Below are 26585 nucleotides of genomic sequence, written 5' to 3' on the forward strand. Positions count from 1 at the left end.
CCTGAAGCCAGGCCCGTCTCCCTCGCGGGGGTGGCGCGTTCCGGCGCCCTCCCGGAGGAATCCCATGACTCGCGCCACCACGGTGCGGGCAGTTCTGGCTGTGGCCGTCCTGCTCGTATCGCTCTTCGTCACACTCACCATGAGCCCCAGACTGGGGCTCGATCTGCAAGGCGGCACCCGGCTCGTTCTCCAGGCCCGCGACTCCGCGACCGCGACCGCCGACCGGGAGAGCACCGACCGTACGGTCGAGGTGCTTCGCCAGCGGATCGACGCGCTGGGGGTCGCGGAGCCGACCGTCACACGTTCCGGCGAGGACCGTGTCCTCGTCGAACTCCCCGACGTCACCGATCCGCGGAAGGCCGCCGAGGTGCTGGGCCGGACCGCCCAGCTGTCCTTCCATCCCGTCAACGGCCCCGCCGGCGACGAGCCTCCCGAAAGGACTGAAAAGCCCGAAAAGATCGATAAGCCCGGAGAGCTGGTCCTCCCCGACGAGAACGGCAGCCGGCTCAGGCTCGGCGCGTCGGATCTGTCGGGCGCGGGGGTGAAGGACGCCCGCGCGGAGTTCGACGGCCAGCGGGGAGCCGGCTGGTTCGTCTCCCTCGACTTCCGTGACGAGGCGTCCCGCGCGTGGACTCGGCTGACGGGGGAAGCCGCCTGCCATCCGCCGCAGGACGAGCGGCGCCGGGTCGCGATCGTGCTGGACGACAAGGTGATCTCCGCGCCGCAGGTGAGCCCCTCGGTGGCCTGCGGGGCCGGACTTCCGTCGGGTACGACCCAGATCAGCGGTTCCTTCTCCGCCGAAGAGGCCAGGAACCTGGCGCTGCTGATCAAGGGCGGTGCCCTGCCGGTGCCGGTCGATGTCGTCGAACAGCGCACCGTGGGCCCGACACTGGGCGCCGAGGCGATCAGCGCCGGCGCGCGGGCCGCGGTGATCGGCGCGAGCCTCACCGCGCTGTTCATCACCTTCGTGTACCGCCTCTTCGGCGGCCTCGCCTCGCTGGCCCTGGCCGGGTACGCGCTGATCTCGTACGCCGCCCTGGTCGCGCTCGGCGTCACGCTGACGCTCCCCGGGCTGGCCGGATTCGTGCTCGCCATCGGAATGGCCGTCGACGCGAACGTGCTGGCCTTCGAACGGGCGCGGGAGGAGTACGCGGGCCGTTCCGGCGGCGCTCCACGGTCCGGCCGCACCCTGCGGTCCGCGACGGCCGCCGGATTCCGTAACGCGCGCACCGCGGTCGTCGACTCCAACGTGACGACTCTGCTCGCCGCCGGCCTTCTCTTCGCCCTCGGATCGGGGCCGGTGAAGGGGTTCGGCGTCACCCTGGCAATCGGCGTGCTCGTGTCGGTGTTCTCCGCCCTCGTCATCGCGCGGGCACTGACCGATCTGGCGGCACGCTCCCATTTCGTCGCCGATTTCCCGGGCGTCAACGGAATCGGCCTGCCGGGCCGCGTACGTACGTATCTGACCCGCCGCGCCCCTCATCTGTTCCGCAGGTCGCGGCGGTGGCTGCTCGTCTCGGGCGCGGTGATGGCCGTCGCGGTGCTGGGTGTGGCCCTGCGCGGGGTGAACCTCGGCGTGGAGTTCACCGGCGGACGGCTCATGGAGTACGCGACGACCCGGCCCGTCGACGTCGACACGGCTCGCACGGCCCTGGCCGACGCGGGCTTCGCCGATGCCGAGGTCACCACGGCGGGCCGGCAGGAGCTCTCGGTACGCACCGGGGACACGGGCGAGCGGGCCGAGGCGGCGATCCGCAGCGCCCTGAGCGAGGAGGGCGGACCGACGACGAAGGTACGGGACGACCTGATCGGCCCCAGCCTCGGTGATGAGCTGAGGCGCCACGCGCTGATCGCGCTGGGGATCGCCGTCGGGGTCCAACTCCTGTATCTGGCCGTGCGGTTCAGATGGTCCTTCGCGGTGGCGTCGGTAGCCGCGCTGGTGCACGACGTGGTGATCCTGATCGGGGTCTTCGCGTGGCTGGGCCGTCCCGTCGACGGGATCTTCCTCGCCGCGCTGCTCACCGTCATCGGTTACTCGGTGAACGACTCCGTGGTGGTCTTCGACCGGGTCCGTGAGCTGTGGGCGAGGGCACCCCGCGCTTCCCTGGTGCCGACCGCGCGAACAGCCGTACTGCAGACGGTGCCCAGAACCGTGAACACCGGCATGGGCGCGCTGTTCATCCTCACGGCGCTGGCGGTGCTCGGCGGGGACTCGCTCAGAGACTTCGCGCTGGCCCTGCTCATCGGTATCTGTGTGGGCACGTACTCGTCCGTGTTCACTGCCGTGCCGGTCGCGCTGGCGATGGAGGCGTCCCGCGAGGGGGGTCCGGGGGCGGCGCGGGGGCGGCGTGGCACGGGCCGTTCGCGACCGCTGCCGCGTCGCGGGCGCCCGGCGGACAACGGGGCGCGGGTGTGAGCGTGTGAAGGCCGCCGGCCGGGCCGCGTGTGCGGTCCGGCCGGCGGTCGGTGAGGTGACGGACGCCGCAGGGTCTAGGGCGTGTTTTAGAAGTAGCGTCGTCCGCCCATCGGGCGGGGCCCACGGCGTCTGGTGCGTGCGATCGCAAGGCGGAGGATCATCCTCGTACTGGACGTACTTGGATGACTCCGACAACGCGGCGAGCGTGCGTGCCAGGCGTCGTGGGCCAGACGGGACTTCTCAAACACGCCCTAGTACGGACCGTTGACGTTGTCGATGGAGCCGTAGCGGTCGGCCGCGTAGTTGCACGCCGCGGTGATGTTGGCGACCGGGTCGTAGCTGTCGGTCGACGTGCCGGGCACGTGGTACGCCTCGAACGTCGGGGCGATGACCTGGAGCAGGCCCTTCGACGGGGTGCCGGCCGCGGCGTTGGAGTCCCAGTTGTTGATGGCGCGGGGGTTACCACCGGACTCGCGCATGATGTTGCGGTGGATGCCGTCGTACGAGCCGGGTATGCCGTTCTGCGCCATGACGTCCAGCGCCTCCCGGATCCAGCCGTCGAGGTCGTTGGTGTAGGTCCTGGCGGCGGTCTCGACAGCCTCGGTGGCCTTGCTCTCCGACGCGGTCCCGGTCGACGCGGTCCCCTCGGTCTTGGCCTTCCCGGCGAGCTTCAGCTTCAGGCCGGGGTGGATGAGCGAGGGGTTCTCGCCGACAGCGGCGCGGTTGGTCTTGTAGAGCGCCTGCCAGCCACCGCTCACGGAGCGGGCCTTGGCGATCTTGGCCAGCGACTCGCCCTTGACGACGGTGTGGGTCACCTTCTGGACGGCGGTCGAGGCGGCCGGGGCCGTCTTGACGTGCTGCGGGGCGGGGGCCGCGCCCGCCGTGGTGGCGGTCACCAGGGGAAGGGCGAGTGCTGCGCCGCCCGTGCCGACCGCGATGAGGCGGCGGGCGAGCGGGCTGGTGCGGGTACGGCGGTGCTTACCCTCTGCGGGCATGACGAAATCCTCTCCGTCGCCTGCGAGGTGAGCTGTCGGGTTCGAGCGGGAGATGCCCGGCCGCGATAGTGCGCGACTTCACCCCAAGCCGGTCCGATGTAACGGATCGGCGACTTACCTGGGTCCCCCGCTCCTGCCGTCCATGAGTTGTTGGGTGCGGTTTCCGGACAGCGGCAGGATTCGGCGTTCCGCCCGGAATGACGAGAACGTAAGCGAGAAGGTCCGGGCGAAACAAGTCCTGAATTCACAGCGCCATGCCATTAACGGATCCGGCGCCGGTCAATTCGAATTCGGGCGAGGCGATTCAGGCCTCAACTTTCTTTTGCGGCAGGGGAGGTGGGGCGGGGCGGCGAGAAGCGCGGTCCTTCAAAGCTGTGACACACATCACGGGCTCTCGATGCAACCACTGAAACCCAACACCACCCAGAAAGGGACAAGTTAGGCTCGAAATACCCATAACGACCGCACCACAAAATGGACAAATGAGCTTTTTCCAATAGGGCGGGGCGGGGTGGTTTCCCGGCCCCGCGCCGGCCTGGTCATCCGGCCGGTCTGGGGGGAGCAGCCTGCTCGGCAGACGGCGTGCCCCCCGAGTCACGGCCGAATTGCTCGGGCAGCAGAGCCCTGAGCGCGGAATGTGCGGAACATTCGGAACGTACCGAACAAGCGTCCCCACCCTGGGAGTTGCTTTCAAGAGGCCCCGCGTCAGGGAATGGTCAGGTCCCGTCAGAATTCGGATTCCACCGCAACGGAGAACGCCGTCCTGGGTCCCGGCGACCCGGACGCCGACCGTCGCGAGACTCCGCGTGGGCCAGCATCATGGTTGCCTGCCGCGTGGTCTCGGACTGCTTCGGTGCTGGTCAACTGTGCCCAGTCGTCCGGCAAAGGTGTAGGTGGAGCCGTCCAGCTCCGTTATAAGATACGTACGAAGCGGTTTGTTTTTCAATACCTGTCGTCACAGCCCGACTACAAATCCATGCAAGGCAGGAGGGAGCCCGATGGCGCAGCAAGACCGTGCAATCCGGACCCGCCGGTCGATCCTCGAAGCGGCGGCGGCCGTCTTCGACGAGCGCGGCTACAACTCGGCCACCGTCGGCGAGATCCTCACGCGGGCGGGGGTGACCAAGGGCGCCCTGTACTTCCACTTCACCTCGAAGGAAGACCTCGCGCTCGGGGTCCTCGACGCCCAACTGGCGATCGGACCGTTCCCCGAGCAGAGCAGCAAACTACAGCTGCTCGTGGACCAGGGCATGGTCCTCGCACACCGGCTGCGCCACGACCCGCTGGTCAGAGCCAGTACGGGCCTGGCGCTCGACCAGGGCGCACTCGGCATCAACCGCGGCACACCGTTCGAGTCGTGGGTGGCGCAGAACGAGGACATGCTGCGCCAGGCGAAGGAGCAGGGCGAACTCCTGCCCCATGTGAACCTCAGGGAGACCGCCGAGCTGTTCACCGGCGCCTTCGCCGGCGTGCAGACGATGTCCCATGTCCTGTGCGACCGCGCGGATCTCGACCACCGGATCTCGGTGCTTCTCAACCATGTGCTGCCGAGCATCGCCGTGCCGGCGGTGCTGGCGAGGCTGGACATGGCGCCGGACCGGGGTGAGCGGATTTACGCGGAGATCGAAGCCCTCCAGGACAAATAAAACCGACCACTCTGTTTTATGAGTCGCTCGTTCTGTCCCAAAAAGACTCGACGCCTTCCGCGGGCTCCTTACTCGGGAGCGGTACGGAAGGCGTCGAACGGGCCGGTCCCGCGGGTCAGTTGGCGGTCCGCCGCGTGCCGGGGAAGCCGTTGATGACAAAGGCCGATCCCGGCTCTACGAGGACATCGCCCTCGGCCGAGTTCGTGATGGTCACTCCCGTCAGCGTCGCGCTGCCGCGGGCACCACCCATCGCCAGGATTCCCGAACCGTTGTTGGACTTGTCGATGGTCACGTCGCTGATCTCGACGTCCGGTACGTTGCCACCGCCGTTCTTGAACTGGATGCCGTCATACGTGGAGTCGGAGATCTCGGTGTCCCTGATCTTCACGCCGGTGATGTCCCGGCTCGCCGGGAAGATGGTGATCGCGCCGAATTCCTGGTCCTCGTTCCAGAAGGCGCCACCCGTGCGGTGGAGGGCGTTTCCGGTGAGCAGGGTCTCGCCCGAGAACGGCAGCGGGTCGTGGTCGGTCGCCAGCATGATGCCGGGATAGTTGGCCGTGTCGGCGATCAGGTTGTTCTGCACCTTGTTGCCGTAACCGCCGTATATCGCGACGCCGTTGGCCCGCCACGGCAGCTGGATCGTGTTGTCGGTGAACGAGTTGTCGTGCGCGATGTCCACGGCCGGGTCCTTGACGTACCGGTTGGCCCAGACGGCGAGTGAATCGTCGCCCGTGGTGCGGAAGGACGAGTTGTCCACCGATGAATTACGGGTGCCGTTGGTGAAGTTGATGCCGTCGGCGTACGTGTTCCGGATCCGCATCCCGCTGAACTGAAGGCCGTCGGCGGGACCCCAGAGCGCCGGGATGTTGTCGTAGTCGCGGCCGACCCAGACACCGACGTTGGCGTGCTCGATCCAGACGTCTCTGATCTTGGTGTTCTGCCCGAAGCGGCCGTTGAGGCCCACGCCGCCCTCGGCTCCCCCGCCGCCGCGGATCCGGCCGGAGCCGAAGATCGCGATGTCGGAGATCTGGGTGTTGTCGTCGATGTCGAAGCCGAAGTTGCCCTCGTGCGGATGGTTGATCCCGCCCGCGTTCTGCGGCTCGGTGAGCGTGTAGAGCTGCGAGTGCCACATACCCGCGCCGCGGACGGTGACGTTCTTGATGCCGATCTGGTTGTACTGGCCCTGGTTCTGCGGGTCGTCGGTCAGGATCTTCTGTTCCTGGCGCCACTGGCCCGCCGGGATCCAGACGCAGTCGATGTCGCCGTTCTGGTCGGCGGTCACCGCGTCCTGGATGGCCTTGGTGTCGTCGTTGCCGTCGTCCGGGACCGCCCCGTACTCGGTGATCGAGGTGCACTCGGCCGGCTTGGCCGCGGGCGGCGCCACCTGCTCCAGGTCGATCAGGTCGACGATGTAGAACGGCGCGGAGTCGTCCGCGTCGCGCTGGAGCTTGAACTTCGTGCCCGCCGGATAGCTCTTCTCCAGCAGCGCGTGCGACTCGTCGAAGAGCCTGCGGGCGTCCGCCTGGGGTGTGTTGGTCAGTGACTCGGGATCGTCGGTGTTGCCGTACAGCCAGCTGTGCTTGGAGGAGAGGTCCAGCTTCTGCACGAAGGCGCCGTCGGCGTAGAGGCTGAGGGTGGCGTCGATGCCACCGCCGCCCGGCGCGTCGGGTATGGAGTTGCGTACGACGATCGAGTTGGCGTCGTTGGTGGAGGTGAACTCCACGAACTGCCCGGAGTTGTCCAGGCGCACCGATTTACGGCCGGACGACTCGCTGCCGAAGTTGGTGTGCCCGAAGGTGCGTTTGGGGTCCGCCTCCAGCAACGTGCCCTCGTAGTCGGCGGCTTCGGCCTCGTACTCGACGTACGGAAGCGTCGCCCCGCGCTCGGCCACCGGCGCGGGGGCCTGGGCCTGCGCGGGGGCTGAGGCTGAGGCGGCGGGCAGGAGTCCGACGACGAGCAAGCCAGTCATGGACATGCCAGTGATCAGTCGTCGTCTCAGGTGCTTCGACTTCATGATGTCCTCTGTTTCCGTGGGGTCGACAGAGTGAGAAATGCCGGTCCGCGGTGGGGGTGGACGGCATCTTGCAAGAGAACCGCAATTAATTGAGCTTGGCAGTTCAGGTCATGCGATCAGGCAGTGAGAGTTTTCAAGCATGTCACGGGTTTGTCAACAGTCCGCGTCGGACCCGGACTTGGCGCGGGGCCCCGCCGGACGCGGGACCGGCGTACGCGCGAAGACCCCGCACCCCGCGCCGTCAGGGGCGATGATGGAGGTATGGCGAATCCGACAATCCTGACCGTCGACGACGATCCGGCCGTCTCACGAGCCGTCGCCCGCGACATCCGGCGGCATTACGGCGAGAGCTACCGCGTGGTACGCGCCGTGTCGGGCGAGGAGGCCCTGGAGGCGCTGCGGGAGATCAAACTGCGTGGGGACCAGCTCGCGGTCATGCTGGCCGACTACCGGATGCCCCATATGAACGGCCTGGAGTTCCTGGAAGCCGCGATGGATCTGTTCCCGCTGGCCCGCCGGGTGCTGCTCACCGCGTACGCGGACACCGAGGCCGCGATCGACGCCATCAACGTCGTGGACCTCGACCACTATCTGCTCAAGCCGTGGAGCCCGCCGGAGCAGAACCTCTACCCCGTGATCGACTCGCTGCTGGAACTGTGGCTCGCCACCCCGGACCCGGTCGCCACCGAGACCCGCGTGGTCGGCCACCGGTGGTCGGCGCCGTCCTTCGCCGTACGCGACTTCCTCGCCCGCAATCTGGTGCCGTTCCGGTGGCTGCTCTCCAACGAGCCGGAGGGCACCCGGCTGCTGAGCGCCGCCGGGCTCAGCGGGGCGGACGTGCCGATGGTGGTCACCTCCGACGGCAAGACGCTGGTGCACCCCTCCGAGCGGGAACTCGCCGCGCACGTCGGGCTGAGCACCGTACCGGCCTCCGACTTCTACGACCTGGTCGTCGTCGGTGGCGGTCCCGCCGGGCTGGGCGCGGCCGTCTACGGCGCGTCCGAAGGGCTCCGTACGCTGCTGGTGGAGCAGCAGGCCACGGGCGGCCAGGCCGGCCAGAGCAGCAGGATCGAGAACTATCTGGGCTTCCCCGACGGCGTTTCCGGACAGCAGCTCACGGAGCGGGCCCGCCGGCAGGCGCTCAAGTTCGGGGCGGAGATCCTCAGCACCCAGCGGGCCGTCTCGCTGGCCGCGGCGGGCTCCGGCCGGGTGCTGCGGCTGGGCGAGTCGAACTCCGTCACCGCGCACACCGTGGTCCTCGCCACCGGCGTCTCCTACCGGCGGCTGGGCGCGGACGGTGTGGAGGAGCTGACCGGCACGGGGGTCTTCTACGGGTCGACCGTCACCGAGGCGATCAACTGCTCCGACCAGGACGTCTACATCGTCGGCGGCGCCAACTCGGCGGGCCAGGCGGCCGTCTACTTCTCCCGCTACGCGCGCCGCGTCCACATGCTGATCCGTCAGGGCGATCTGACGCGTTCCATGTCGAGCTATCTGATCGACCAGATCCACGACATCCCCGCCATCGAGGTCCACCCGTGGACCGAGGTGACCTGCGCGGAGGGCGAGGGGCATCTGCAGAGCCTGACCCTGCGCGACAGCCGTTCCGGGGAGAGCTGGGACGTGCCCACGTCGTGGCTGTTCGTCTTCATCGGTGCCGAGCCCCGCACGGACTGGCTGGACGGCTGCGTCACGCGCGACGAGCGCGGATTCGTCCTGACCGGGACGGACCTCATGACGAGCGGGCAGCGCCCGCCGGGCTGGCGGCTGCCACGCGACCCCTACCACCTGGAGACGAGCGTCCCGGGCGTCTTCGCCGCCGGCGACGTACGCGCGGCCTCGGTCAAGCGCGTCGCCTCGGCCGTCGGCGAAGGCGCCATGGCCGTCTCCCTGGTGCACCGATATCTGGAGGCACAGTGACCACATCCCCGGAGGGCCGGCTGGCACCGGACCAGCTGCGCACCCTCTTCCTGTTCGAGGCGCTCAGCCTCGAACAGCTCGGCTGGCTGGCCGAGCGCGGCCGGGTGGAGCGGTTCGACGCCGGTGAGGTGGTCTACCGGGAGGGCGAGCAGGCCACCTGCTTCTATGTCCTGCTCGGCGGGGCCCTCTCGCTCCACCGCGTCCTGCACGGCGACGACGTCGAGGTCAACAGGACCGACCAGCGGGGCGTCTACAGCGGCGCCACGCGCTCGTATCTGGGCGAGCGGGTCGAGCAGACCTATCAGCACACCATGCGGGCCGTCAGTGATGCCGAGTTCTTCGTCCTGCCCGCCGAGGAGTTCGCGTGGGCGATCCGCACCTGGTTCCCGATGGCGCTGCATCTGCTGGAGGGCCTGTTCTTCGGTACGCGCGCGGCCAACGCGATCGTCAGCGAGCGGGAGCGGCTGCTGGCCCTGGCGTCGCTCTCCGCCGGTCTCACCCATGAGCTGAACAATCCCGCGGCGGCGGCGCTGCGGGCGACGGCCGGGCTGCGCGAGCGGGTCACCGGTATGCGGCACAAACTGGCCATGATCGCCGACGGCCGGGTCGACGGAGCCGGACTGCACCGTCTGGTGGGGCTCCAGGACGACGCCGTGCGGCAGGCAGCGACGGGGGTGAGCATGACCGCGATGGAGGCGGCCGACGCCGAGGACACCGTCAGCGACTGGCTGGAGGAGCACGACATCGCGCGGGCCTGGGACCTGGCGCCGTCGCTGGTGGCCGCGGGCATCGAGGTGAAGTGGCTGGAGGGTGCGGCCAGGACGGTCGGCTCGGAGCATCTCGACGCGGCGGTGCGCTGGATCACGTACACCATCGACACCGAGCTGATGATGGGCGAGATCGACGACTCCGTGGAGCGGATCTCGGAGCTGGTCGGGGCGGCCAGGCAGTACTCGCAGCTCGACCGGACACCGCTGCAGATCGTCGATGTGCACGCCCTGCTCGACGCCACGCTGACGATGCTCCAGGCCAAGATCCCCAAGTCGGTACGGGTGGTACGGGAGTTCGACCGGGACCTGCCGTCGATCCCCGCGTACGGCGCGGAGCTGAACCAGGTGTGGACGAATCTGATCGTCAACGCGCTGGACGCGATGCCCGACGGCGGCACGCTCACGCTGCGCACCTGGCGCGAGGACGAGCGGCTGCTGGTGGAGATCGCGGACACGGGGGTGGGGATCTCGGACGAGGTGCGGCCACGGATCTTCGAGCCGTTCTTCACCACGAAACAGGTGGGTGAGGGGACGGGGCTCGGCCTGGACATCTCGTACCGGATCGTGGTCAACAAGCACCACGGTGATCTCAGGGTCAGCTCACGCCCGGGAGACACCCGCTTCCAGGTCTGCCTGCCGATCGGGCAGGAGCCGACCGGCCAGGTGTCCGAGCAGGGGCCGTCGACCGAGCGGGACTCGGGAGGCCGGGCGTCCGGCCGGACGTCCGGGGGCGGTCAGCCCAGCAGCTGATGGGTGAAGCACCAGCGCCAGTCCTCGCCGGGCTCCAGGGAGCGCATGACGGGGTGACCGTTCTGTGTGAAGTGCTCGGAAGCGTGCCGAAGCGGCGAGCTGTCGCAGCATCCGACATGACCGCAGGTGAGACACAGTCGCAGATGCACCCAGTCCCTGCGGTCGAGCGCGACACAGTCGACGCACTCGTCGGCGGGCGAGAGGGGCGCCACGTCAGCGTTCGCGTTGGCGAGATCTGTACATGTACCCATGCCGCCGAGGGTACTGCGCGGGGCCGCCATCAGCACGGTGAAGAAGGGGTGTACGGGAGCCTTACGGGCTCCACCGGGCGGGCGGGCCCGGAGTCCACGAAGTCCGTGAAGTCCGTGAAGACCGCAGACTTCCGGTGCGGCGGCGGGCACACTGGCTGCCGTGACGACACTGAGCAAAGGCGCCAATCTTCCGATAACGGTCCCCGCTGTCCGGGCCGTCCTCAGCTGGTCGGCAGGGCCGGGTGTCCCGGACGTGGACGCCTCCGCGCTGCTGCTGACCCCCGCCGGACAGGTCCGCTCCGACGGCGACTTCGTCTTCTACAACCAGCCGCGCCACGCCTCCGACGCCGTACGCCATCTCGGCAAGCAGCCCGGCGCTGACTCGGTCGAGGTGAACCTGGCCGGTCTTGAGCCGGGCATCGACCGCGTGGCGCTGTGCGCGTCCGCCGACGGGGGCACGTTCGGGCAGGTGCCCGGTCTGCGGCTGCTGGTGCTGGACGTGGCGTCGGGGCGGGAGCTGGCCCGCTTCGACATGGCGGCGGGTACGGAGACGGCGTACGTCAGCGGGGAGCTGTACCGGCGGGCCGGTGGCTGGAAGTTCCGGGCCGTCGGGCAGGGGTACGCGAGCGGGCTGGCGGGGCTGGCGACGGACTTCGGCATCACGGTGGACGCGGAGCCGGAGCCCGCGCCGGTGGCGGCGCCCGTACGGGCCCCCGCTCCGGCGCCGGCGCCGGCCAGGGTTCAGCCGGCCCCCGCCGGCCGGCCCGCGGCCAGGCTCACCAAGGGTGAGGAGCGGCTTCCCGTCGACATGCGCAAGCGCCTCTCGCTGCGCAAGGAGCAGGTCGCGGTCAGCCTGGACAAGCACGGCGTCACCGGAGTCGTCGCGCGCGTCATCCTCGTCCTCGACGCGTCGGGCTCGATGTCCGCCCTCTACTCGCGCGGCGTGGTGAAGAACGTCGCCGAGCGGATGGCGGCCGTGGCAGCGCAGCTGGACGACGACGGCGAGATGCAGGCGTGGACGTTCGCCACCAATCCGGCCCGGCTGCCCGATCTGGTGATCGGCGATCTGCCCGAGTGGCTGAACTTGCATGTACGGGTGGGGCAGATGAGCCTCTTCGGCCGGAAGAAACCGCCCAAGGGGCTGGTGGCGGGGCAGGTCGACATGCGGGCGGTCGGCTTCCAGAACGAGGAGCAGAAGGTCATCGCGGAGGTGCGGGCGTATGTGGGCGCGAATCCCGTGCCCGCGCCGACGCTGGTCCTGTTCTTCTCCGACGGCGGCGTGTACCGCGACAGCGAGATCGAGCAGCAGCTGCGCGCGGCCGTCGAGGAGCCGATCTTCTGGCAGTTCGTCGGGCTGGGCCGGGCCAACTACGGAGTGCTGCAACGCTTCGACACGATGGCGGGCCGCCGCGTCGACAACGTGGGCTTCTTCGCCGTGGACGACATCGAGAGCGTCTCCGATCCGGAGCTGTACGACCGGCTTCTGTCTGAGTTCCCGTCGTGGCTGAGGGAGGCAAGGCAGGCGGGGATCCTGCGCTGAGATCCGGGGCCCGTCTCTGCGGCGGGGGCGGATAAACAAACTAGTTTGTTTGACTATCGAAGGTCCGCTTAGGTACGTTTCCCTATGCGACAACAAACTAGTTAGTTGACCATGCCCGCTCGCGATCCGTCCAGCTCGCGGGCGGCGGGCGGCAGACGGCACGAAAGGAACCCCTGGCATGAGGAACGTCACCGGATGGGCCGCGCACCGACAGGGCGGACCGCTTGAGCCCTGGAACTTCACCCGCCGTGACCTGCGCGGCGACGACGTGGCCGTACGGGTGGACTACTGCGGCGTCTGCGCCACCGACAACTCCGCGGTCGCCCACGGCGGCGAGTACCCCGTCGTGCCCGGCCACGAGATGGTCGGCGAGATCACCGCTGTCGGCGAGGCCGTGACCCGGTTCGCCGTCGGCGACAAGGTGGCGGTGGGCAACATCATCGACTCGTGCGGCGAGTGCCCGCCGTGTCTGGCGGGCCGGGAGAACTTGTGCCTGCGGTTCCCCACGCTGACCTACGGCAACACCGACCCGAAGGACGGCATGACGACGCGGGGCGGCTACTCCTCGGAGTACGTACTGCCCGAGAAGTTCACGTACCACCTGCCCGAGGGGCTCGACCCGGCCGGTGTCGCGCCGCTGATGTGCGCGGGCATCACCACGTACGTGCCGCTGAAGCGGTGGGGCGCCGCGCCCGGCCGCAGGGTCGGCATCGTCGGGATGGGCGGGCTCGGGCATCTCGCGCTGAAGATCGCCCATCATCTCGGCGCCGAGGTCGTCCAGTTCACGCGGACGGCCGGCAAGGCGGACGAGGCCCGTGCGCTCGGTGCGGACGAGGTGGTGCTGTCCACGGACGAGCAGCAGATGGCGGAGCAGGAGGGCCGTTTCGATCTCATCCTCGACACCGTCGGCTCCGCGCACTCTCTGGAGCCGTACCTGTCCGCGCTCGCGGTGGACGGCACCCTGTGCGTCGTGGGCATACCGCCGGAGGACTTCGCGGTCAGCCCGCTCAGCCTGATCCAGGGCGCGAAGACCCTGGCGGGCGCGGGGAGCGGCGGGACCGTCGAGACGCGGGAGATGCTCGACTTCTGCGCCGAGCACGGGATCGTCGCCGATGTGGAGCTCATGCGCGCCGACGAGGTCAACGTGGCTCTGGACCGGCTGGCACGCAACGACGTCCGGTACCGCTTCGTCCTGGACATGACGGCGGGTGACGGCGCCGGTGATGCGACAAACCAGTTGGTTTAGCCTGAGGTCATGAAGACGGGACAGATCACCAGCGCGGGACAGGCGTCCCGGCGGCGGCTGCTCGACGCCGCGACGGCGGAGTTCGCCGCGTACGGCATCGCGGGTGCCCGCGTGGACCGGATCTCCGCCGCCGCGCAGGTCAACAAAGCGCAGCTGTACGCGTACTTCGGCAGCAAGGACAAGCTGTTCGACGCCGTCTTCGCGGAGCATCTGGAGATGATCGTCGGTACGGTCCCCGTCACCGGCGACGATCTCCCCGGCTACGCGGTACGGCTCTACGACGCGTACCTCGTCCATCCCGAGCTCGTCCGGCTGGCCACCTGGGCCCGGCTGGAACGCACCCCCACCGGGGATCTGTACCACTTCATGCCGGGGCACGACACCGAGAAGCTGCGCTCGATCACCGACGCCCAGGATGCGGGCCTCGTCGACGCGACGATCCCGGGGCCTGAGGTGCTCGCCATGGTCACGGCCATGTCGATGACCTGGTCGCCGGCCAGCGTGATGTTCACCGCGAGCGGGGACGAGCCGGAGTCCGACCACGACCGCCGCCGCACGGCGCTGACGCGCGCCGTGGGGCGCGCGTTCGCGCCGTGAGCGTGAGCGCCCCGTCGCCGGGTCAGCCTCGCTGCCCCGCTTCCTGTCCCGCCTGGAGGCGCTTGCGTTCGGGGGTGTAGTGCCACCACGGGCGGGCGGGGCGGCCTTCCGCCTGGTCCACCGCGGACATCACCGTGTCGAGCAGGCACGGGTCGTGCTTGCGGCCCGCGGCGGCCGACATCCGCTCGTACAGCTCGACCGGGTCCTGGTCCACCAGCTGGGCGACCCTGGTGATGCCGATGGTTCCGAAGTGGCCGGCCACGGAGCGGCCGACGTTGGCCAGCCGGGTGAGGTCGGATCCGTCGTACGAGGTCATCGGGGCCCCTCCTGCCACTGGTCCGTTTCTCTGCTCATACGGCCACCGTAGGCGGGGCGCCCGGGGCGGGTCTTGAACGAATCGGACGCCCTGGGAGACGCCGCCTTCAGAGCCGTTCCAGATAGGTGAAGCCCGTGTCCGGGCCCACGCAGGACTGGAGGGTGAGATCGCCCCAGTAGAGGCCGTGGGCCGGGGCGCCGCGGCCAGGGGTGAGGTGGCGGGCGTAGACGCGGTAGCGCAGCACCTCGCGTCGGGTCTCCACGGTGACCACGGTGCCGATCGCCAGTGTCGCGAGCTGTCCGAAGCCGCAGAAGTCGTGGCCGACGACGACCGCCGTACGCATCGCGTAGCCGTCCTCCGTGCCGAGGTCCGGGCCCGTCCACTGGACGGCGTCGCGGCAGGCGTCGACGGCTTCCTGGCCCCCGCGGACGATCCTGGCCGACCATGATCCGATCCGCAGCGTGGTGCCGGTGGGCCGGGCGGTCGTGCTCGGCCTGGCGGACGGCTTCGCGGAGGGGGACTTGGGGGGCGGGGACTTCGGGGTGCTCGGGCCAAGGGTCGGGCGGGCCGGGGCGCGGGGCGCCGCCGGCTCGGGCGTGCGGGAGGGGACGCGCGGTGTGCCGGGGAGCGCGGCCGTCGTACGCGGGGAGGGAGGTGGCGGCGTTGTCGAGCGGGGCGCGGGCGGCTCGGGCCGGGGCGGCTCCACGGCCGGCGGCGCGGTGGACGACGTGGCGTGGCGCGCGGCCTCGTAGGCCGAGGGGCCGGGGCCCGGGGCCGTACCGCACGCGGAGAGCGCGAGGAGCAGCGTGCACAGGGCCGCTGCGCGCCGGCGTCGGCGCCCGCGTGCCGTCATCCGAAGCGGCCGTTCACGTAGTCCGAAGTCCGGCTGTCCTGGGGGAAGTTGAACATGGCGTCGGTCGTCCCGTGCTCGACGATCACACCGGGTGTGCCCTGTTCGGCGAGGAAGAACGCGCAGTTGTCCGAGACGCGGGCCGCCTGCTGCATGTTGTGGGTGACGATGACGATGGTGACCTCCTCCTTGAGGTCGGCGATGGTCTCCTCGATACGGCGCGTGGAGGTCGGGTCGAGCGCGGAGCAGGGCTCGTCCATCAGCAGCACCCGGGGGCGTACCGCCAACGACCGTGCGATGCACAGGCGTTGCTGCTGGCCGCCGGAGAGCGCGCCGCCGGGCTGGCGGAGCCGGTCCTTGACCTCGCGCCAGAGGCCGGCCTTGGTCAGGCACTCCTCGACGAGGTCGTCCTTGCCGGAGCTGTTGGCGCGGATGCCGTTGAGCTTCAGGCCCGCGAGGACGTTGTCGTACAGCGACATCGCGGGGAACGGGTTGGGCTTCTGGAAGACCATGCCGATCTCGCGGCGGGCGCGGGTGATGCGGCGGCCCCGGTCGTAGATGTCCTCGCCGTCGAGCAGCACCCGGCCGGCGAGCGAGGCGGAGCCGATCAGTTCGTGCATCCGGTTGAGGATGCGCAGGAAGGTCGATTTGCCGCAGCCGGACGGACCGATGAGGGCGGTGACCTCCAGCGCGGGCATGGTGAGCGAGACCCGGTCGAGGACCTTGTGGTCGGCGAACCAGGCGGAGATCTCCTCGGCTTCGAGCGTCGCGGGGGACGCCGCGCGGCTGCTCGTGGCGGCCGTGGACAGGGCTGTCGTGACGGCGGTCATGGTGACCAACTCCCGTTCCTTCGGGGCAGGTTGTACAGAGCAGGCTGTTCAGAGCAGGTTGGGCAGGATCCGGGTGGCGGCGCCGGAGACGGCGATACCGAGTGCGACCAGCACGGGTCCGGCGGCGATCCACGTCTGCCAGGTCCCCCACACCCGGTGCAGCCAGACGGTGAGGAGGGCGGCGATCAGCAGGCCCTGCGACCAGAGGAAGACCGCGAGCCAGGCGCCGTTGTCGCCGGCGAGCGCCTCCTCGGCGGGGCTGATCCAGCCGCTGCGCAGCGGCCGGGGCGGGCTGGGCTGGACCGGGGTGGTGAGCGCGGCGTCGACCCGGAGCACCCCGGCGGGGGTGTACGGGGCGCCGGACGCGGTCATGAGGGTGAGCCGGCCGCGGCCCTGGGCGAGCGGGGCGGGCAGCTTGTCGCCGGGGCGCCGTACCCCCAACACCTCGTAGACGGCCTCGCCCTGACCGGTCGTCACCTCGATGGGTGTGCCGGGGAGGAGCTTGCCGAGCGCGTTGAACGGGCTGCCGTAACCCCACTGGCGGCCCATGATCACGCTGGTGCCCTCCTGGCCGGGCAGCGCCGTGTCGCGGCGGTGGCCGGGCCCCGACATGAGGACGCCGGACGTGGTGCCCTCGCCGACCACCTCACGCAGCCCGAGGGAGGGGATACGCAGGAGCGCGACGGGCGCGCCCATGGCGAGGGTCTTGCCGTCGTAGGTCCGCTGGCCCACCGGGGCGGTGCCGAGGGCGAGTTGCTTGCGCAGCTCGTCGTAGGCGGTCTGCTGGTCGCGGGCGTGCTGGAGATGCCCGACGACGGTGAGGTTGGCGGCGAAGCCGAGCAGGACGGCGGCGAGCACGCACAGCGCCGCCCCGGCGAACGCGAGTCCGGGGCGGGCCGGGGGCCGACCGCCCCCGGGGCCCGGCGGGGGCGCGGTCGCCGGGGCGGGCGGTGGCGGGACGGCCGATGAAGGCGGTGGCGGAGACGGTGGCGGTGTCAACACGGTCGTCACGTCGGATGCGCTCCTCGCGGGGCGGGACTGGGATGGGGGATGTGTTGTGGATCAGGCCGGATCAGGCCGGGGCTTCGGTACGGGGGCGGGGCGGCCGGGGGCGGGTGCCGTGCCCGGCCGCCCCTCCCCCGCACGTCAGAACCTGAGCAGTCCCCCGCGGCGGGCGCGCAGCACGAACGCCGCGCCGAGGCCGCACAGGGAGAGCGCGGCCAGAGCCAGCGACAGGGCGCTGCCGCCGGTCGACGCGAGCCCGCCCGAGCCGCCGTCGCCGCCACCGGAACCGCCGGCGCCGCCGCTGTCGGACCCGCCGCTCGCTCCGTCCGTCGAGCCGCCGTCTGCGGTGCCGCCGTCGGCACCGGCCGTGTCACTCGGGCTGGGGTCGGGATCCGGTGCCTCGCCGAGGGTGAAGACGAACTCGACGCTGTGGCCGTCCGCCTTGTCCTCGGTGAGCGTGAGGGTGTACGAGCCGTCCGCCAGCGCGTCGGGGACCTTGAACTCGTAGTCGCTCACGGTGCCTTCACCGTCGGCCGCGGCGTCCGGGAAGGACTCCTCGCTGTCGGCGAGCGCGACCTTGACCTTGGCGTCATCGGTGTAGCCGCGGGCGGTGATCAGGACGGTCTGCCCGGCGGTGAGGGTCGGATTGACGTCCAGCGTGTTGCCGTCCTGGTCGGTGACGTCGAGGTCGGCGGGCTCGGTCTCGCTCGGGTCCGGGTCGGGGTCCGGATCCGAGCTCGGCGGCGGCGAGGAGCCGACCGGGGTTACCGTGTACGAGACGGCCGCCGAGTCCGAGGGGGCGTACGCGGCCGGGTCCGTCGGAACGTACTTCGCCGTCAGGGTGTGCGGTCCCGCCGCGAGCGTCTTCGTCTTCAACTCGGCGGCGCCCGCGCCGACATCGACGGCGCCCAGTTCGGTGGCGCCGTCGAGGAACGTCACCTTGCCCGCCGCTCCGGCGGGCGTGACGGCGGCCGTCAGCTTGACCTCCGCACCCGCCGGTGAGGTGTTCGCCGGGGTCGCGGTGAGAGTCGTCGTGGTCGGGTCGGCCGCGGCGGCCTTGACCGCCCAGGAGTCACCGGTGACCTGGATCTGGGCGCTGAAGTAGTCGAATCCGACGTTGGTGGCGTTGCGGCAGAAGAGCCGGATCTCGTAGGTGCCGTCGAGCGAACCGGTGGGGGTCACGGTGCGCAGTCGCGTCTCCAGCGCGGTCCCCACGGGGATGTCGGCCGCGACCGGGCCCTGGTCGTACGGCGCGCCCTCCTTCGTCCTGCCGAGCAGCAGCGTGCCGCCCGAGGCGCGGACCAGGGTCAGGTCGAGCTGCGCCGCGGTGGCGGTGGGGCACGCGGCCTCAGTGGCGACTTTGGGGAAGGTCGGGTTGTCGGCGATCTTGCCCGAGGTCGCCGGGAACGTCAGCTCGCCGATGTCCCCGGCCGCTCGGGCCTGGGGGGCGAGACCGAGCACGGCGGCGGCCACTGCCAGCAGCAGCGAGCCGATCAGCAGGAGCGTGGGCGTTCTGGACGACGAGCCGGGCGGTGCGGTGTTACTCATGGTGGGTTGCCCCCCAATAGGACTGTCTGTCGGGTCAGTTGAGTTGTGCGTGGTCGGTGGCGCGGTCTTCGACGCGGTAGGTGGCGTGCCCGTCGCCGGGTACGCCGGGTGGCCGGACACCCCGAGGGGTGTCCGGCCGTCGTGCCGGTCAGTCGGTGGTGATCAGCTCTCGCCCTTCAGGACGGTGCTGCCGCAGTTGGCGACGGTGCCGAAGCCGTACTCCTCGATGACGGCGTCCTGGTCGCAGACCAGGGAGTTGCCGGTCACGAAGGCCGCCTCGATGTTCGGGAGGTCCAGGTTCTCGGTCGGGACGACGTTGTAGACGTCACGGTTGAACGGGAACGCGGTGTTCAGCTTGCCGTCGGCCAGCGTCGGCTGGGCGCCGTCCACCGAGCCGAGCACGGAGAAGCCGCGACGGTCGATGACATCGCCGGGCTGGTTGCCCTGGGCGATGTACTGGGCGATGGAGTACGGGGCGATGTCGCCCTCGCTGTCCAGCTCCTCACCGTTGTGCTCCTGGACCGTGTCGTCGACACACGGGCCGAAGGTGTCCTCGGTCAGACCCAGGGCGCCCAGGAAGAAGGAGCGGGTGCCGGAGCCGGCCTGCGGCAGCAGCGGGGTGAGCGCGACACCGTTGAGCTCGTCGAGGTCGCAGGTGTAGATGTCCGTGAGCTGCTGCGTGGTGAGCGCGGTGGGCAGGTCGCTGTCGCCGCGGACCGCGAAGGTCACCGCGTCCTTGGCGAACGGGATCCAGGTCAGGTCGGTCGTCGAGTCATTGTTGACACCGCGCGAGGAGCGCGCGAAGTCCAGGCAACCCGTGTTGTTGTCGACCGCGTTGCGCAGCGCGTTGATCCCGGCCGAGGAACCGTTCGGGCGGGGGATCTCACAGTTCGTGGCGCGCGTCTTGATCGTGGTCGTGCCCGTGGCGTTGTACGACGCGATGAGGTCACCGCCGGCGACGGCGTTGCCGAGACCGTTGAACACGTCCTGGGTCGTGTCCGAGCCGACACCGGCGAGCACACGGTACTCGCCGGGCGGCACGTCGGCCTGGGCCGGAACGGCCAGGGCGCCCAGGGCGAGAGCGGTGGCGCCGACCAGGGCACCGATACGTACGCGGGACTTGACGTTCACTTCTGTTCTCCTCCGTCATTACGGATATGAGGAATGGACGTTCAAGCGGAAACGCGAAATTCCGAATTCCGGATTCTTTCGACCACCGGCCCGTCGACCGGACGTGCATCACCTTTCCGTATCCGCTTACGGGCGGCCACCAACGCGTACCGTTGATCAGGTTACGAATCGATTTACGAGGCGACTCCTGGAGAACTCGGCGAAAGACATCAGGCACCCACGGATTTCCGGGCCGAAAGCCGTAGCAGAACGGGACCCGAGAGAGCGGCGACACCTCCCGCCACCAGCACACCGAGCAGCACCCAGCGGATGATCCCGAGGACCGTGGAGGGGGTGAGACCGCCGGACTCGGCCACGTTCTGCTTCTCCGGGTCCGGTGGGGTGGCCGAGACCTCGGGCGCCGCCGCGTCCGGGTCGGCGGACGGATCGCCGGAGCCCGACGCCCCGCCGGAGCCGCCGGCCGCGCCACCGGCGGCGGACCCGTCGTCCACGAGGGAGCCCCCGGCGGCTGCGCCGGCACCCTCGCCGCCACCGCCGCCACTGCCGCCGGAATCTCCTCCTCCGCCGCCTTCCTTCGCGTTCTGGAGCAGGTCGGCCGCGGCCAGCGCCTGGGTGCGCAGCGCCTTGGGCAGCGGGGCGTAACCGGGCGGAAGCTGTCCCCGCGAGACTCCGGGGGCCTGACCCGCACCGACCGCGTAGCGGATCAGGGACGCGTAGTCCTTGCGGTCCGTGGCGGCGGTGTTGGTGAATCCGGCCGCGTACACGACCGAGGCGAGCGGGTAGGCGCCGCCCTTGGCCGCGCCCGGGTCGGTTCCGAGCACCCCCGCCACCGGGGACTTCTTCATATCGGCCACCCCGGCGAGCAGCGAGTCCTCGGTGGGCTGGACGAATTTTCCGTCCGCGTTGCGCAGGGCGGCCGTCTGGAGGCCGTAACGCGCGGCGGACGCGGCGTCGACGAGGGCGAGCACCATCCGCTGACCGGGCAGCGGCGGGGTGTTGATCAGCTTGGCGGGCGAGCCGTTGCTGCCCGCGTCGGCCGTGGTGGTGGCGCCGTTGTTGCCGCGCCGGGTGCGCAGCGCGCCGTCGTGCATGTCCTGGACGTACGGGGCGACCTCGGTCGTGCCGTACTCCAGGGTCTCCTCGCCGATCGTCACCTCGGTCTTGGTGGGGTCCGCCTTGGGGAAGTCGGACAGCGACTCGTCCGTGGCGAGACCGAGGTCGGCGAAGAAGGGATTGATCTTCGCTCCCCAGGGGTCCGCGGTGCCCGAGAGGAATTCCTTCGCCTCGCGGTCCGACCTGAGCCACTGCCAGGCCATTCTCGTGGTGTCGGTATTCGCGAGCTGGACCATGAGACTCATGGGCGGCTGCGAGGTCGCTTTCCAGTCCTTGAATTCAGGGTTCAGCTCTTTGAATTCCGGGTCGTGGAACAGGCTGAGCGGATTTTCCTTGACATGCTCGGGTATTTCACGCCTGCTGCGGGTCACATCCTTCTGGTACGAGGAGGTGAGCAGCTTCGCGAGCAGTCTGGGGGTGAGTTTCATCGAGGTGAGCTGTCCGGCCCCGGGCAGTTCGACGAAGTAGCCCACCGCGAGACCGCTGACGGCCACGGGCGCGTGTACGACGTCGGGACCGTCCGCCGGTGCCTCGACCGGGTCGACGGTGAAGGCCAGTCCGGGCGATCCCGCGGCCGGGCGGGAGATCGTGTCCCTGGCCCCGGCCTCACCACTCTGGCTGAAGGCGAACTTGGCGCCGCCGGGCGCCGAGCAGACCGCGGGCTGCCACGACGAGATCGCGTCGGTGACCAGCTCCGAGCCGGTCACCCGGCGCTCCTCCCGGTCGGCCGGGCAGGTGTTGCCGACGGGCAGGAATTCCAGCGGAACGAGCATGCGCTGCGCCCAGTTGGAGGCGGAGAGCGGGGACGACTGGAGCGGGTTGCCCGCGCCCGTCGTGCCGTCGACGTCGTGTTCGCCGCGCGGGACGATCACCAGGAAGCAGGAGCGGCCCTTGACGACGCCGCCCTGCGTCACCGGGGCGCCGCAGCCGAGCTGGTCGGCCTCCTGGTCGGTGAGCATCGGGAAGGTGAACTCGCCGGTGCCGTCCGCGTGGGTGACCGCGTAGGGCTCCTCGTTGGTGTTCAGGGTGCCGAAGTAGGTCCAGTCCCGGGACCCGGTGGTCTTCGGCTGGCCGTTGGCGGGCTCGAAGGGGACGTACGACTCGCGCTCCCCATTGTCGACGTACTCCGTCTCCGCCGGGTCGGGCACCGCGCCGATCTGCCTGAGCGACGTCCAGGAGCCGCCCTGCCGTACGCCGCTGCCGCCGAACTGGCACTGCTCGCGCCGGGGTCCCCCGGAGCCGCCCCAGCACTGCATGATCTGAAGGTAGTTGTGCTTGAAGCCGCTCTCGGTGGGCTTGCCGCCGGTCCAGCTCACGCGGACGCCCTGGGCCCGGAGCTGCTTGGTCTGGTGGACGGTGACCTTCAGGCCGGAGAAGTCGTCGTACTTCCCCTTCTCGCCGGTCACCGTCACCGCGGAGCCGGCGGACGCCGCCTCGGCGGGGGTGGTCGCGGCCGGCAGCGGGAGCAGCGCCACCACGAGGGCGGCGAACAGCGCGGCGATGCCTGTCGTCAGCCGTACGCGTACGGCCGTGGGCCTGCTCATCGGAAGCCTTCCTTGCGTCGGGTGCGCGCGGCCAGGGCGCGTGCGGTGAGCGGCGGCCCGACGACCACGCCGAGCAGCAGGACCGCGGACAGGGCCATGAGGACGCCGCGCAGACCACCGGAGTCGCCGGAGGCGAGCGTGACGGGGTTGGCCGCGACCGAGGAGTCCCCGAGGGATTCGCCGGCGATCAGTTCGCCGGTGTCCGGGTCGATGGCACCGCCGGCCGCGCTGCCCGCCGTCTCGCCGGAGGCTCCGCCGGCGCCCGTGGCACCCTCGGTGGAGGCGCCGCCCGTGCCGGCCGTGGCCGCGCCGCCCGAGGCGCCGCCCGTGCCACCACCGCCGGTGCCGCCGGTGGCCGCGCCGCCGGTCCCGCCGCCGGAGCCGCCGCCCGTCGCACCGGGCTTCACGGGTGTCTTCTCCTTGGCGCCTGCCGTGCCGTCCGCGCACTGTGTCGGTCCGCGCTTGTCGCACGCCTTCGGGTAAGGGGCGTTCTTGGCAAGGGTGTTGGAGCCGTCGGCGGAGAAGGTGGGGTTACGGCACTTCGAGATGTTCGTGCTGCCGGACGGCGCTCCCGGGATCTTCTTGACCTGCGCGAATCCGGCCTCGACCAGGTTCCTGGGGAGTGGCGAGTAGCCCAGCTCCTCGGCCTGTTGCTGGCCGTCGCAGAGGAAGTAGTTGGCGAAGGTGCCGAGTGTCTTGCCCTTGGCGGTGGTGAAGGGCTGTTCGGCCTTGGTCGGGATGATCATGTAGCTGTAGCTGGAGAGCGCGTAGGTGCGGCGGTCGGGCGACCGGTAGACGTTGTCGAGGATCTGCGTCAGATAGTTCGGGGAGCTCTTGTCCTCGTTGATGCGGGCCCGCATCAGGGCCACGGCGACGCTCGACGCGGTCGGCTCGACGTAGTACCCCGACGCGTTGAGCAGTTTCGCCACCGGGAAGCCGGTCGTGATCGCGTACGAGTACTCGACGTAGGTGATCGCCCCGTCGGCGTGCCCCTGCTTGGTGAAGCCGGAGACGCCGAGCGAACCGGACTTGGCGATGTGCGAGGACCCGGGCACGACGGGGAAGTACGAGGTCATTCCGCACGGCGTGGACCTGCCCGCCCGGCGGCAGTAGTCGTTCCACAGGCTGCCGTGTTCCTTGGCCATCCAGGTGGTGAGCTGGGCCGTCGTACCGGAGCCGTCGGAGCGCACGACCGGGACGACACGACGCGCGGGCAGGTTGAGCCCGGGGTTGTCGGCCCGGATCTCCGCCGCGTTCCACATGGTGATCTTCCCGGTGAAGATCTTGGTGACGACGTCGCCGGAGAGCCGCAGATTGGTGACCTTCTTGCCACCGATCTTGAGGTTGTACATGAAGGCGGTGCCGCCCGCGACGATCGGCATGTAGGCGTAGCCGCGCTTGGGCGGGGCGTCCGTGGCACCGGCCTCGGTCAGCCCGTACGGGATCTCGGAGACGGCGAAGTCGGCGGTGCCGTTCTTGAACTGCTCACGGCCGACCGATGAGCCCAGCGCCGCGTAGTTGACCGTCATACCGCTGTTGGAGGAGACGTTGCGGCGCCACTGGTCGAGCGCGTTGGAGCTCCAGGTGGAGCCCGCGCCGCTGATCTTGGTGTACGAGGCCGCCTCGGCGGCCGGCGGATGGAAGGCGAGCAGCGCGCAGAGCAACGCGGCTACCGCCATGGTCAGTCGGGAGACGGTGGCCGGTCTCACGGGGCACTCCTTCTGGGTGTACGGGGTGGACTCGGCTGCTTGGTGGGGGAATCCGGGCCGGGGCCCGGGGGCGGCACGGCGCCGGCGGGACCGGCGCCTGCGGGGCGGGCCGCGGCGCGGGCCGCCATCCGTTCGGCGTCCTGCCGCGACGCCCTTACCCTGCGGTGTTCCTGACGGCGCGTCAGCTGGCCGGGGCCGCGCCCGCCGATGACCCGGGCGATCACGAACAGCAGCAGCACCAGGGCCATCAGCACCGCCGCCGTACCGAAACCGCGCGCGATCATGGTGGGTTCGGGCGACTTGACGAACTCGAAGGTGGCCAGCGGCAGGGAGAGCTGCGGCCCCTCGATCGGGTTGGCGTTGATCTCGGCGGTGAATCCGGCGGTGAGCAGCACCGGCGAGGTCTCACCGACCCCGCGCGCGGTACCGAGGATCACGGAGGTCGTCAGACCGGAGCGCGCGGTCGGCAGCACCACGTGCCAGACGGTGCGCCAGCGCGAGGTGCCGAGCGCGTACGCCGCCTCGCGCAGATTGCCCGGCACCAGCCGGATCACCACGTCCGCCGCCCTGATGATGATCGGCAGCATCATCACGGCGAGCGCGAGGGATGCCGCGAAGCCGGACCGGTCGAAGCCGAGCGCGAGGATGATCGTCGCGTAGATGAACAGACCCGCGACGATCGACGGCAGCGCGGTCATCGCCTCGACGACGGTCCGTACGAACCGGGCGAAGCGGCCCGGGACCTCGTTGAGGAAGACCGCACAGAGCAGCCCCGTCGGCACGGTGATGGCGAGCGCGATGGTGATCTGTTCGAGGGTGCCGAGGATCGCGTGCACGATGCCGCCGGTCGTGAGCGGATCCAGCGGGCCCGCCTCGGCCATGTCCTGGGTGAAGAAGTTCAGGTGCGGCAGCGCCTTGCGGCCCTCCCACAGCGTGTAGACGACGACGCACGCGAGCGCGCCGACCATCACCAGGCCGAGGCTCTGTACGACGACGGCGGCGAGCCGGTCGCGTACCGCTGGCCCCGCCTCGTCGAAGGAGACCAACAGGCCGTAGAGCAGCAGGAACAGGAGGTACGCGACGACCAGGAAACCGACGGCGCCGCTGAACGGCAGCAGCCGGGTGAACAGCAGCCCGGTGAGGGACAGGGCGGCGGCAGCGGCGCCGAGCAGCGCGTACACGTCGGTGGCGCGCAGCCGGCTCGGTGAGCGCCGCTCCTCCCCCACCGACGGGGCGCGCGGGGGCGGACCGGGGGTGCCCGGCGCGGCCGGTCTCTCCGGCGCGATGGTCATCTGCGGTGTCCCCTCATCGACTTGTTGGCTTCTTTCACTCGCCCCGGCCTCATTCGCGTGGGCCTGATTCGCTCCGGCACCGCTCGCCCCGGCCTCATTCGCTCGCCGCTCCGGAGCGGCTGCGGGCGACGATCGAGGAGGCGGCGAAGTTGACGACGAGAGTCATCAGGAAGAGCGCGAAGCCCGCGGCCATCAGCGCCGACATGCCGAACTCGCTTGCCTCGCCGTAGCGCAGAGCGATCAGCGCGGCGACCGAACTGGAGCCGCTCTGGAGCACATGCCACTGGATCTCGAAGACCGGCGAGATGATCAGGTACACCCCGATGGTCTCGCCCAGCGCGCGGCCGAGCCCGAGCATCGTGCCGCCGATCATGCCGCCCTTGCCGAACGGCAGGACGACGCTGGAGATCATTCCCCAGCGGGTGGCCCCCAGCGCGAACGCGCCCTCGCGCTCGCCGACGGGCGCCTGCGAGAACACCTCGCGCATCACGGAGCACGCGATCGGAGCCACCATCAGGGCGACGACGACGCCCGCGATGAGGGTCGAGGAGGTGTAGACGGTCTCCGGCGCGAGCGGGTCGGCCGGATCGGCCCCGGGCACGCTGAAGACCGGTATCCAGCCCAGGTAGGTGGCGATCCAGCGGGCGGTGGGCAGGATCTGGCCCTCGAAGAAGAACAGCCCCCACAGGCCGTAGACGACGGACGGCACGGCCGCCATCAGGTCGACCACACCGATCAGCGTCTGCCGCAGCCGGGGCGGCGCGTACTCCGAGATGTAGAGCGCCCCGCCGACCGCCAGCGGTACCGCGACGACGATCGCGACCAGTGCGATCAGCACGGTCCCGACCAGCACCGCCGCGATCCCGAAGCGGCCGGCGTCCGGTTCCCAGGTCTCGGTCGTCAGGAACGACCAACCGGCCTTGGAGAGCGCCTGCCAGGCGCGGTAGAGCAGGAATCCGCCCACCATGAGCATGACGGCGAGAACGAATCCGCCCCCGCCACGGGCGACGCCCCGGAAGACGCGGTCGGGCAGGCCCGGGTCCGCGTAGAGCCTCCGGGGCACATCGGCTTCCGCCCCACTCGCTTTTCTCGTCACGCGGCC

General features: G+C 70.3%; 20 protein-coding genes and 1 riboswitch. Of the genes, 7 read left to right on the top strand and 13 right to left on the bottom strand.

What is annotated here, in order from left to right; translation table 11 throughout:
• Nucleotides 1–64: 64 nt before the first annotated feature.
• Nucleotides 65–2416 carry a protein translocase subunit SecD gene (secD, locus tag OIE74_RS08550; RefSeq protein ID WP_329380290.1) on the top strand — a complete coding sequence of 784 codons (2352 nt, stop codon included), beginning with the start codon at nt 65–67 and terminating at the stop codon, nt 2414–2416.
• Nucleotides 2417–2667: 251 nt separating this feature from the next.
• On the opposite strand, the gene OIE74_RS08555 is transcribed toward secD, so the two are convergent.
• Nucleotides 2668–3411, bottom strand: coding sequence for a LysM peptidoglycan-binding domain-containing protein (locus OIE74_RS08555; protein ID WP_329380292.1), 744 nt, complete (start codon nt 3409–3411; stop codon nt 2668–2670).
• 4 nt (nt 3412–3415) lie between these two features.
• Nucleotides 3416–3581: riboswitch (cyclic di-AMP (ydaO/yuaA leader) on the bottom strand.
• 828 nt (nt 3582–4409) lie between these two features.
• Between OIE74_RS08555 and OIE74_RS08560 the strand changes: the two genes are divergently transcribed.
• A complete protein-coding gene (locus tag OIE74_RS08560; protein WP_329380294.1) occupies nt 4410–5057 on the top strand; it encodes a ScbR family autoregulator-binding transcription factor in 648 nt (215 codons plus the stop codon).
• 115 nt (nt 5058–5172) lie between these two features.
• Here the strand turns inward: OIE74_RS08560 and OIE74_RS08565 are convergent, their stop codons facing one another.
• The gene (locus OIE74_RS08565) at nt 5173–7071 is read right to left on the bottom strand and encodes a glycosyl hydrolase family 28-related protein (protein WP_329380297.1); all 1899 of its coding nucleotides are present in this window, start codon (nt 7069–7071) and stop codon (nt 5173–5175) included.
• Nucleotides 7072–7332: 261 nt separating this feature from the next.
• On the opposite strand from OIE74_RS08565, the gene OIE74_RS08570 reads away from it, so the two are divergent.
• Complete coding sequence (locus OIE74_RS08570; protein WP_329380300.1) at nt 7333–8991, top strand: FAD-dependent oxidoreductase; 1659 nt, start codon at nt 7333–7335, stop codon at nt 8989–8991.
• Nucleotides 8988–10511, top strand: a complete 1524-nt coding sequence (locus tag OIE74_RS08575; RefSeq protein ID WP_329380303.1) for an ATP-binding protein — start codon at nt 8988–8990, stop codon at nt 10509–10511. The genes OIE74_RS08570 and OIE74_RS08575 overlap by 4 nt, the downstream gene beginning before the upstream one ends.
• Here OIE74_RS08575 and OIE74_RS08580 read toward each other — a convergent pair.
• Nucleotides 10496–10762 carry a UBP-type zinc finger domain-containing protein gene (locus tag OIE74_RS08580; protein ID WP_329380307.1) on the bottom strand — a complete coding sequence of 89 codons (267 nt, stop codon included), beginning with the start codon at nt 10760–10762 and terminating at the stop codon, nt 10496–10498. The two genes, OIE74_RS08575 and OIE74_RS08580, sit on opposite strands and share 16 nt — an antisense overlap.
• A 160-nt stretch (nt 10763–10922) precedes the next feature.
• On the opposite strand from OIE74_RS08580, the gene OIE74_RS08585 reads away from it, so the two are divergent.
• The 3 genes from OIE74_RS08585 (at nt 10923) to OIE74_RS08595 (ending at nt 14145) form a co-directional block, all read left to right on the top strand.
• Nucleotides 10923–12302, top strand: coding sequence for a VWA domain-containing protein (locus OIE74_RS08585; RefSeq protein ID WP_329380310.1), 1380 nt, complete (start codon nt 10923–10925; stop codon nt 12300–12302).
• A 178-nt stretch (nt 12303–12480) separates the two neighbouring features.
• On the top strand, nt 12481–13548 hold the full coding sequence (locus OIE74_RS08590; protein ID WP_329380313.1) for an NAD(P)-dependent alcohol dehydrogenase: 1068 nt from the start codon (nt 12481–12483) through the stop codon (nt 13546–13548).
• 9 nt (nt 13549–13557) lie between these two features.
• The gene (locus OIE74_RS08595; RefSeq protein ID WP_329380316.1) at nt 13558–14145 is read left to right on the top strand and encodes a TetR family transcriptional regulator; all 588 of its coding nucleotides are present in this window, start codon (nt 13558–13560) and stop codon (nt 14143–14145) included.
• Nucleotides 14146–14167: 22 nt separating this feature from the next.
• Here OIE74_RS08595 and OIE74_RS08600 read toward each other — a convergent pair whose 3' ends face one another.
• From OIE74_RS08600 to pstC, 10 genes are all read right to left on the bottom strand, one after another.
• Nucleotides 14168–14461 carry a helix-hairpin-helix domain-containing protein gene (locus OIE74_RS08600; RefSeq protein ID WP_329380318.1) on the bottom strand — a complete coding sequence of 98 codons (294 nt, stop codon included), beginning with the start codon at nt 14459–14461 and terminating at the stop codon, nt 14168–14170.
• A 106-nt stretch (nt 14462–14567) separates the two neighbouring features.
• Complete coding sequence (locus OIE74_RS08605) at nt 14568–15314, bottom strand: hypothetical protein (RefSeq protein WP_329380320.1); 747 nt, start codon at nt 15312–15314, stop codon at nt 14568–14570.
• Nucleotides 15311–16141, bottom strand: coding sequence for a phosphate ABC transporter ATP-binding protein (locus tag OIE74_RS08610; protein ID WP_329380323.1), 831 nt, complete (start codon nt 16139–16141; stop codon nt 15311–15313). Before OIE74_RS08610 ends, OIE74_RS08605 begins: the two co-directional genes overlap by 4 nt.
• A gap of 48 nt (nt 16142–16189) precedes the next feature.
• Nucleotides 16190–17152 carry a sortase gene (locus OIE74_RS08615; RefSeq protein ID WP_329380327.1) on the bottom strand — a complete coding sequence of 321 codons (963 nt, stop codon included), beginning with the start codon at nt 17150–17152 and terminating at the stop codon, nt 16190–16192.
• 135 nt (nt 17153–17287) lie between these two features.
• Complete coding sequence (locus OIE74_RS08620; protein ID WP_329380330.1) at nt 17288–18694, bottom strand: Ig-like domain-containing protein; 1407 nt, start codon at nt 18692–18694, stop codon at nt 17288–17290.
• 162 nt (nt 18695–18856) lie between these two features.
• On the bottom strand, nt 18857–19825 hold the full coding sequence (locus OIE74_RS08625; protein WP_329380333.1) for a hypothetical protein: 969 nt from the start codon (nt 19823–19825) through the stop codon (nt 18857–18859).
• A 209-nt stretch (nt 19826–20034) separates the two neighbouring features.
• Entirely contained in the window at nt 20035–22482 is a 2448-nt protein-coding gene (locus tag OIE74_RS08630; RefSeq protein ID WP_329380336.1) for a hypothetical protein, read from the bottom strand.
• A complete protein-coding gene (gene pstS / locus OIE74_RS08635; RefSeq protein WP_329380339.1) occupies nt 22479–24191 on the bottom strand; it encodes a phosphate ABC transporter substrate-binding protein PstS in 1713 nt (570 codons plus the stop codon). Before pstS ends, OIE74_RS08630 begins: the two co-directional genes overlap by 4 nt.
• Nucleotides 24188–25483: a phosphate ABC transporter permease PstA gene (gene pstA / locus OIE74_RS08640; RefSeq protein ID WP_329380342.1), complete on the bottom strand. Its 1296-nt coding sequence runs from the start codon at nt 25481–25483 to the stop codon at nt 24188–24190. Before pstA ends, pstS begins: the two co-directional genes overlap by 4 nt.
• A gap of 94 nt (nt 25484–25577) precedes the next feature.
• The gene (pstC, locus tag OIE74_RS08645; protein ID WP_329380345.1) at nt 25578–26579 is read right to left on the bottom strand and encodes a phosphate ABC transporter permease subunit PstC; all 1002 of its coding nucleotides are present in this window, start codon (nt 26577–26579) and stop codon (nt 25578–25580) included.
• Between the last annotated feature and the right edge of the window lie 6 nt (nt 26580–26585).

The sequence above is a fragment of the Streptomyces sp. NBC_01716 genome (genome assembly GCF_036248275.1).
In the GTDB taxonomy this organism is placed as follows: domain Bacteria; phylum Actinomycetota; class Actinomycetes; order Streptomycetales; family Streptomycetaceae; genus Streptomyces.

Excerpts from the sequence above, each read along its gene's own strand:
- secD (WP_329380290.1), top strand. The coding sequence starts at position 65 with ATGACTCGCGCCACCACGGTGCGGGCAGTTCTGGCTGTGGCCGTCCTG.
- OIE74_RS08555 (WP_329380292.1), bottom strand. The coding sequence starts at position 3,411 with ATGCCCGCAGAGGGTAAGCACCGCCGTACCCGCACCAGCCCGCTCGCC.
- OIE74_RS08560 (WP_329380294.1), top strand. The coding sequence starts at position 4,410 with ATGGCGCAGCAAGACCGTGCAATCCGGACCCGCCGGTCGATCCTCGAA.
- OIE74_RS08565 (WP_329380297.1), bottom strand. The coding sequence starts at position 7,071 with ATGAAGTCGAAGCACCTGAGACGACGACTGATCACTGGCATGTCCATG.
- OIE74_RS08570 (WP_329380300.1), top strand. The coding sequence starts at position 7,333 with ATGGCGAATCCGACAATCCTGACCGTCGACGACGATCCGGCCGTCTCA.
- OIE74_RS08580 (WP_329380307.1), bottom strand. The coding sequence starts at position 10,762 with ATGGGTACATGTACAGATCTCGCCAACGCGAACGCTGACGTGGCGCCC.
- OIE74_RS08590 (WP_329380313.1), top strand. The coding sequence starts at position 12,481 with ATGAGGAACGTCACCGGATGGGCCGCGCACCGACAGGGCGGACCGCTT.
- OIE74_RS08595 (WP_329380316.1), top strand. The coding sequence starts at position 13,558 with ATGAAGACGGGACAGATCACCAGCGCGGGACAGGCGTCCCGGCGGCGG.
- OIE74_RS08600 (WP_329380318.1), bottom strand. The coding sequence starts at position 14,461 with ATGACCTCGTACGACGGATCCGACCTCACCCGGCTGGCCAACGTCGGC.
- OIE74_RS08605 (WP_329380320.1), bottom strand. The coding sequence starts at position 15,314 with ATGACGGCACGCGGGCGCCGACGCCGGCGCGCAGCGGCCCTGTGCACG.
- OIE74_RS08610 (WP_329380323.1), bottom strand. The coding sequence starts at position 16,141 with ATGACCGCCGTCACGACAGCCCTGTCCACGGCCGCCACGAGCAGCCGC.
- OIE74_RS08620 (WP_329380330.1), bottom strand. The coding sequence starts at position 18,694 with ATGAGTAACACCGCACCGCCCGGCTCGTCGTCCAGAACGCCCACGCTC.
- OIE74_RS08630 (WP_329380336.1), bottom strand. The coding sequence starts at position 22,482 with ATGAGCAGGCCCACGGCCGTACGCGTACGGCTGACGACAGGCATCGCC.
- pstA (WP_329380342.1), bottom strand. The coding sequence starts at position 25,483 with ATGACCATCGCGCCGGAGAGACCGGCCGCGCCGGGCACCCCCGGTCCG.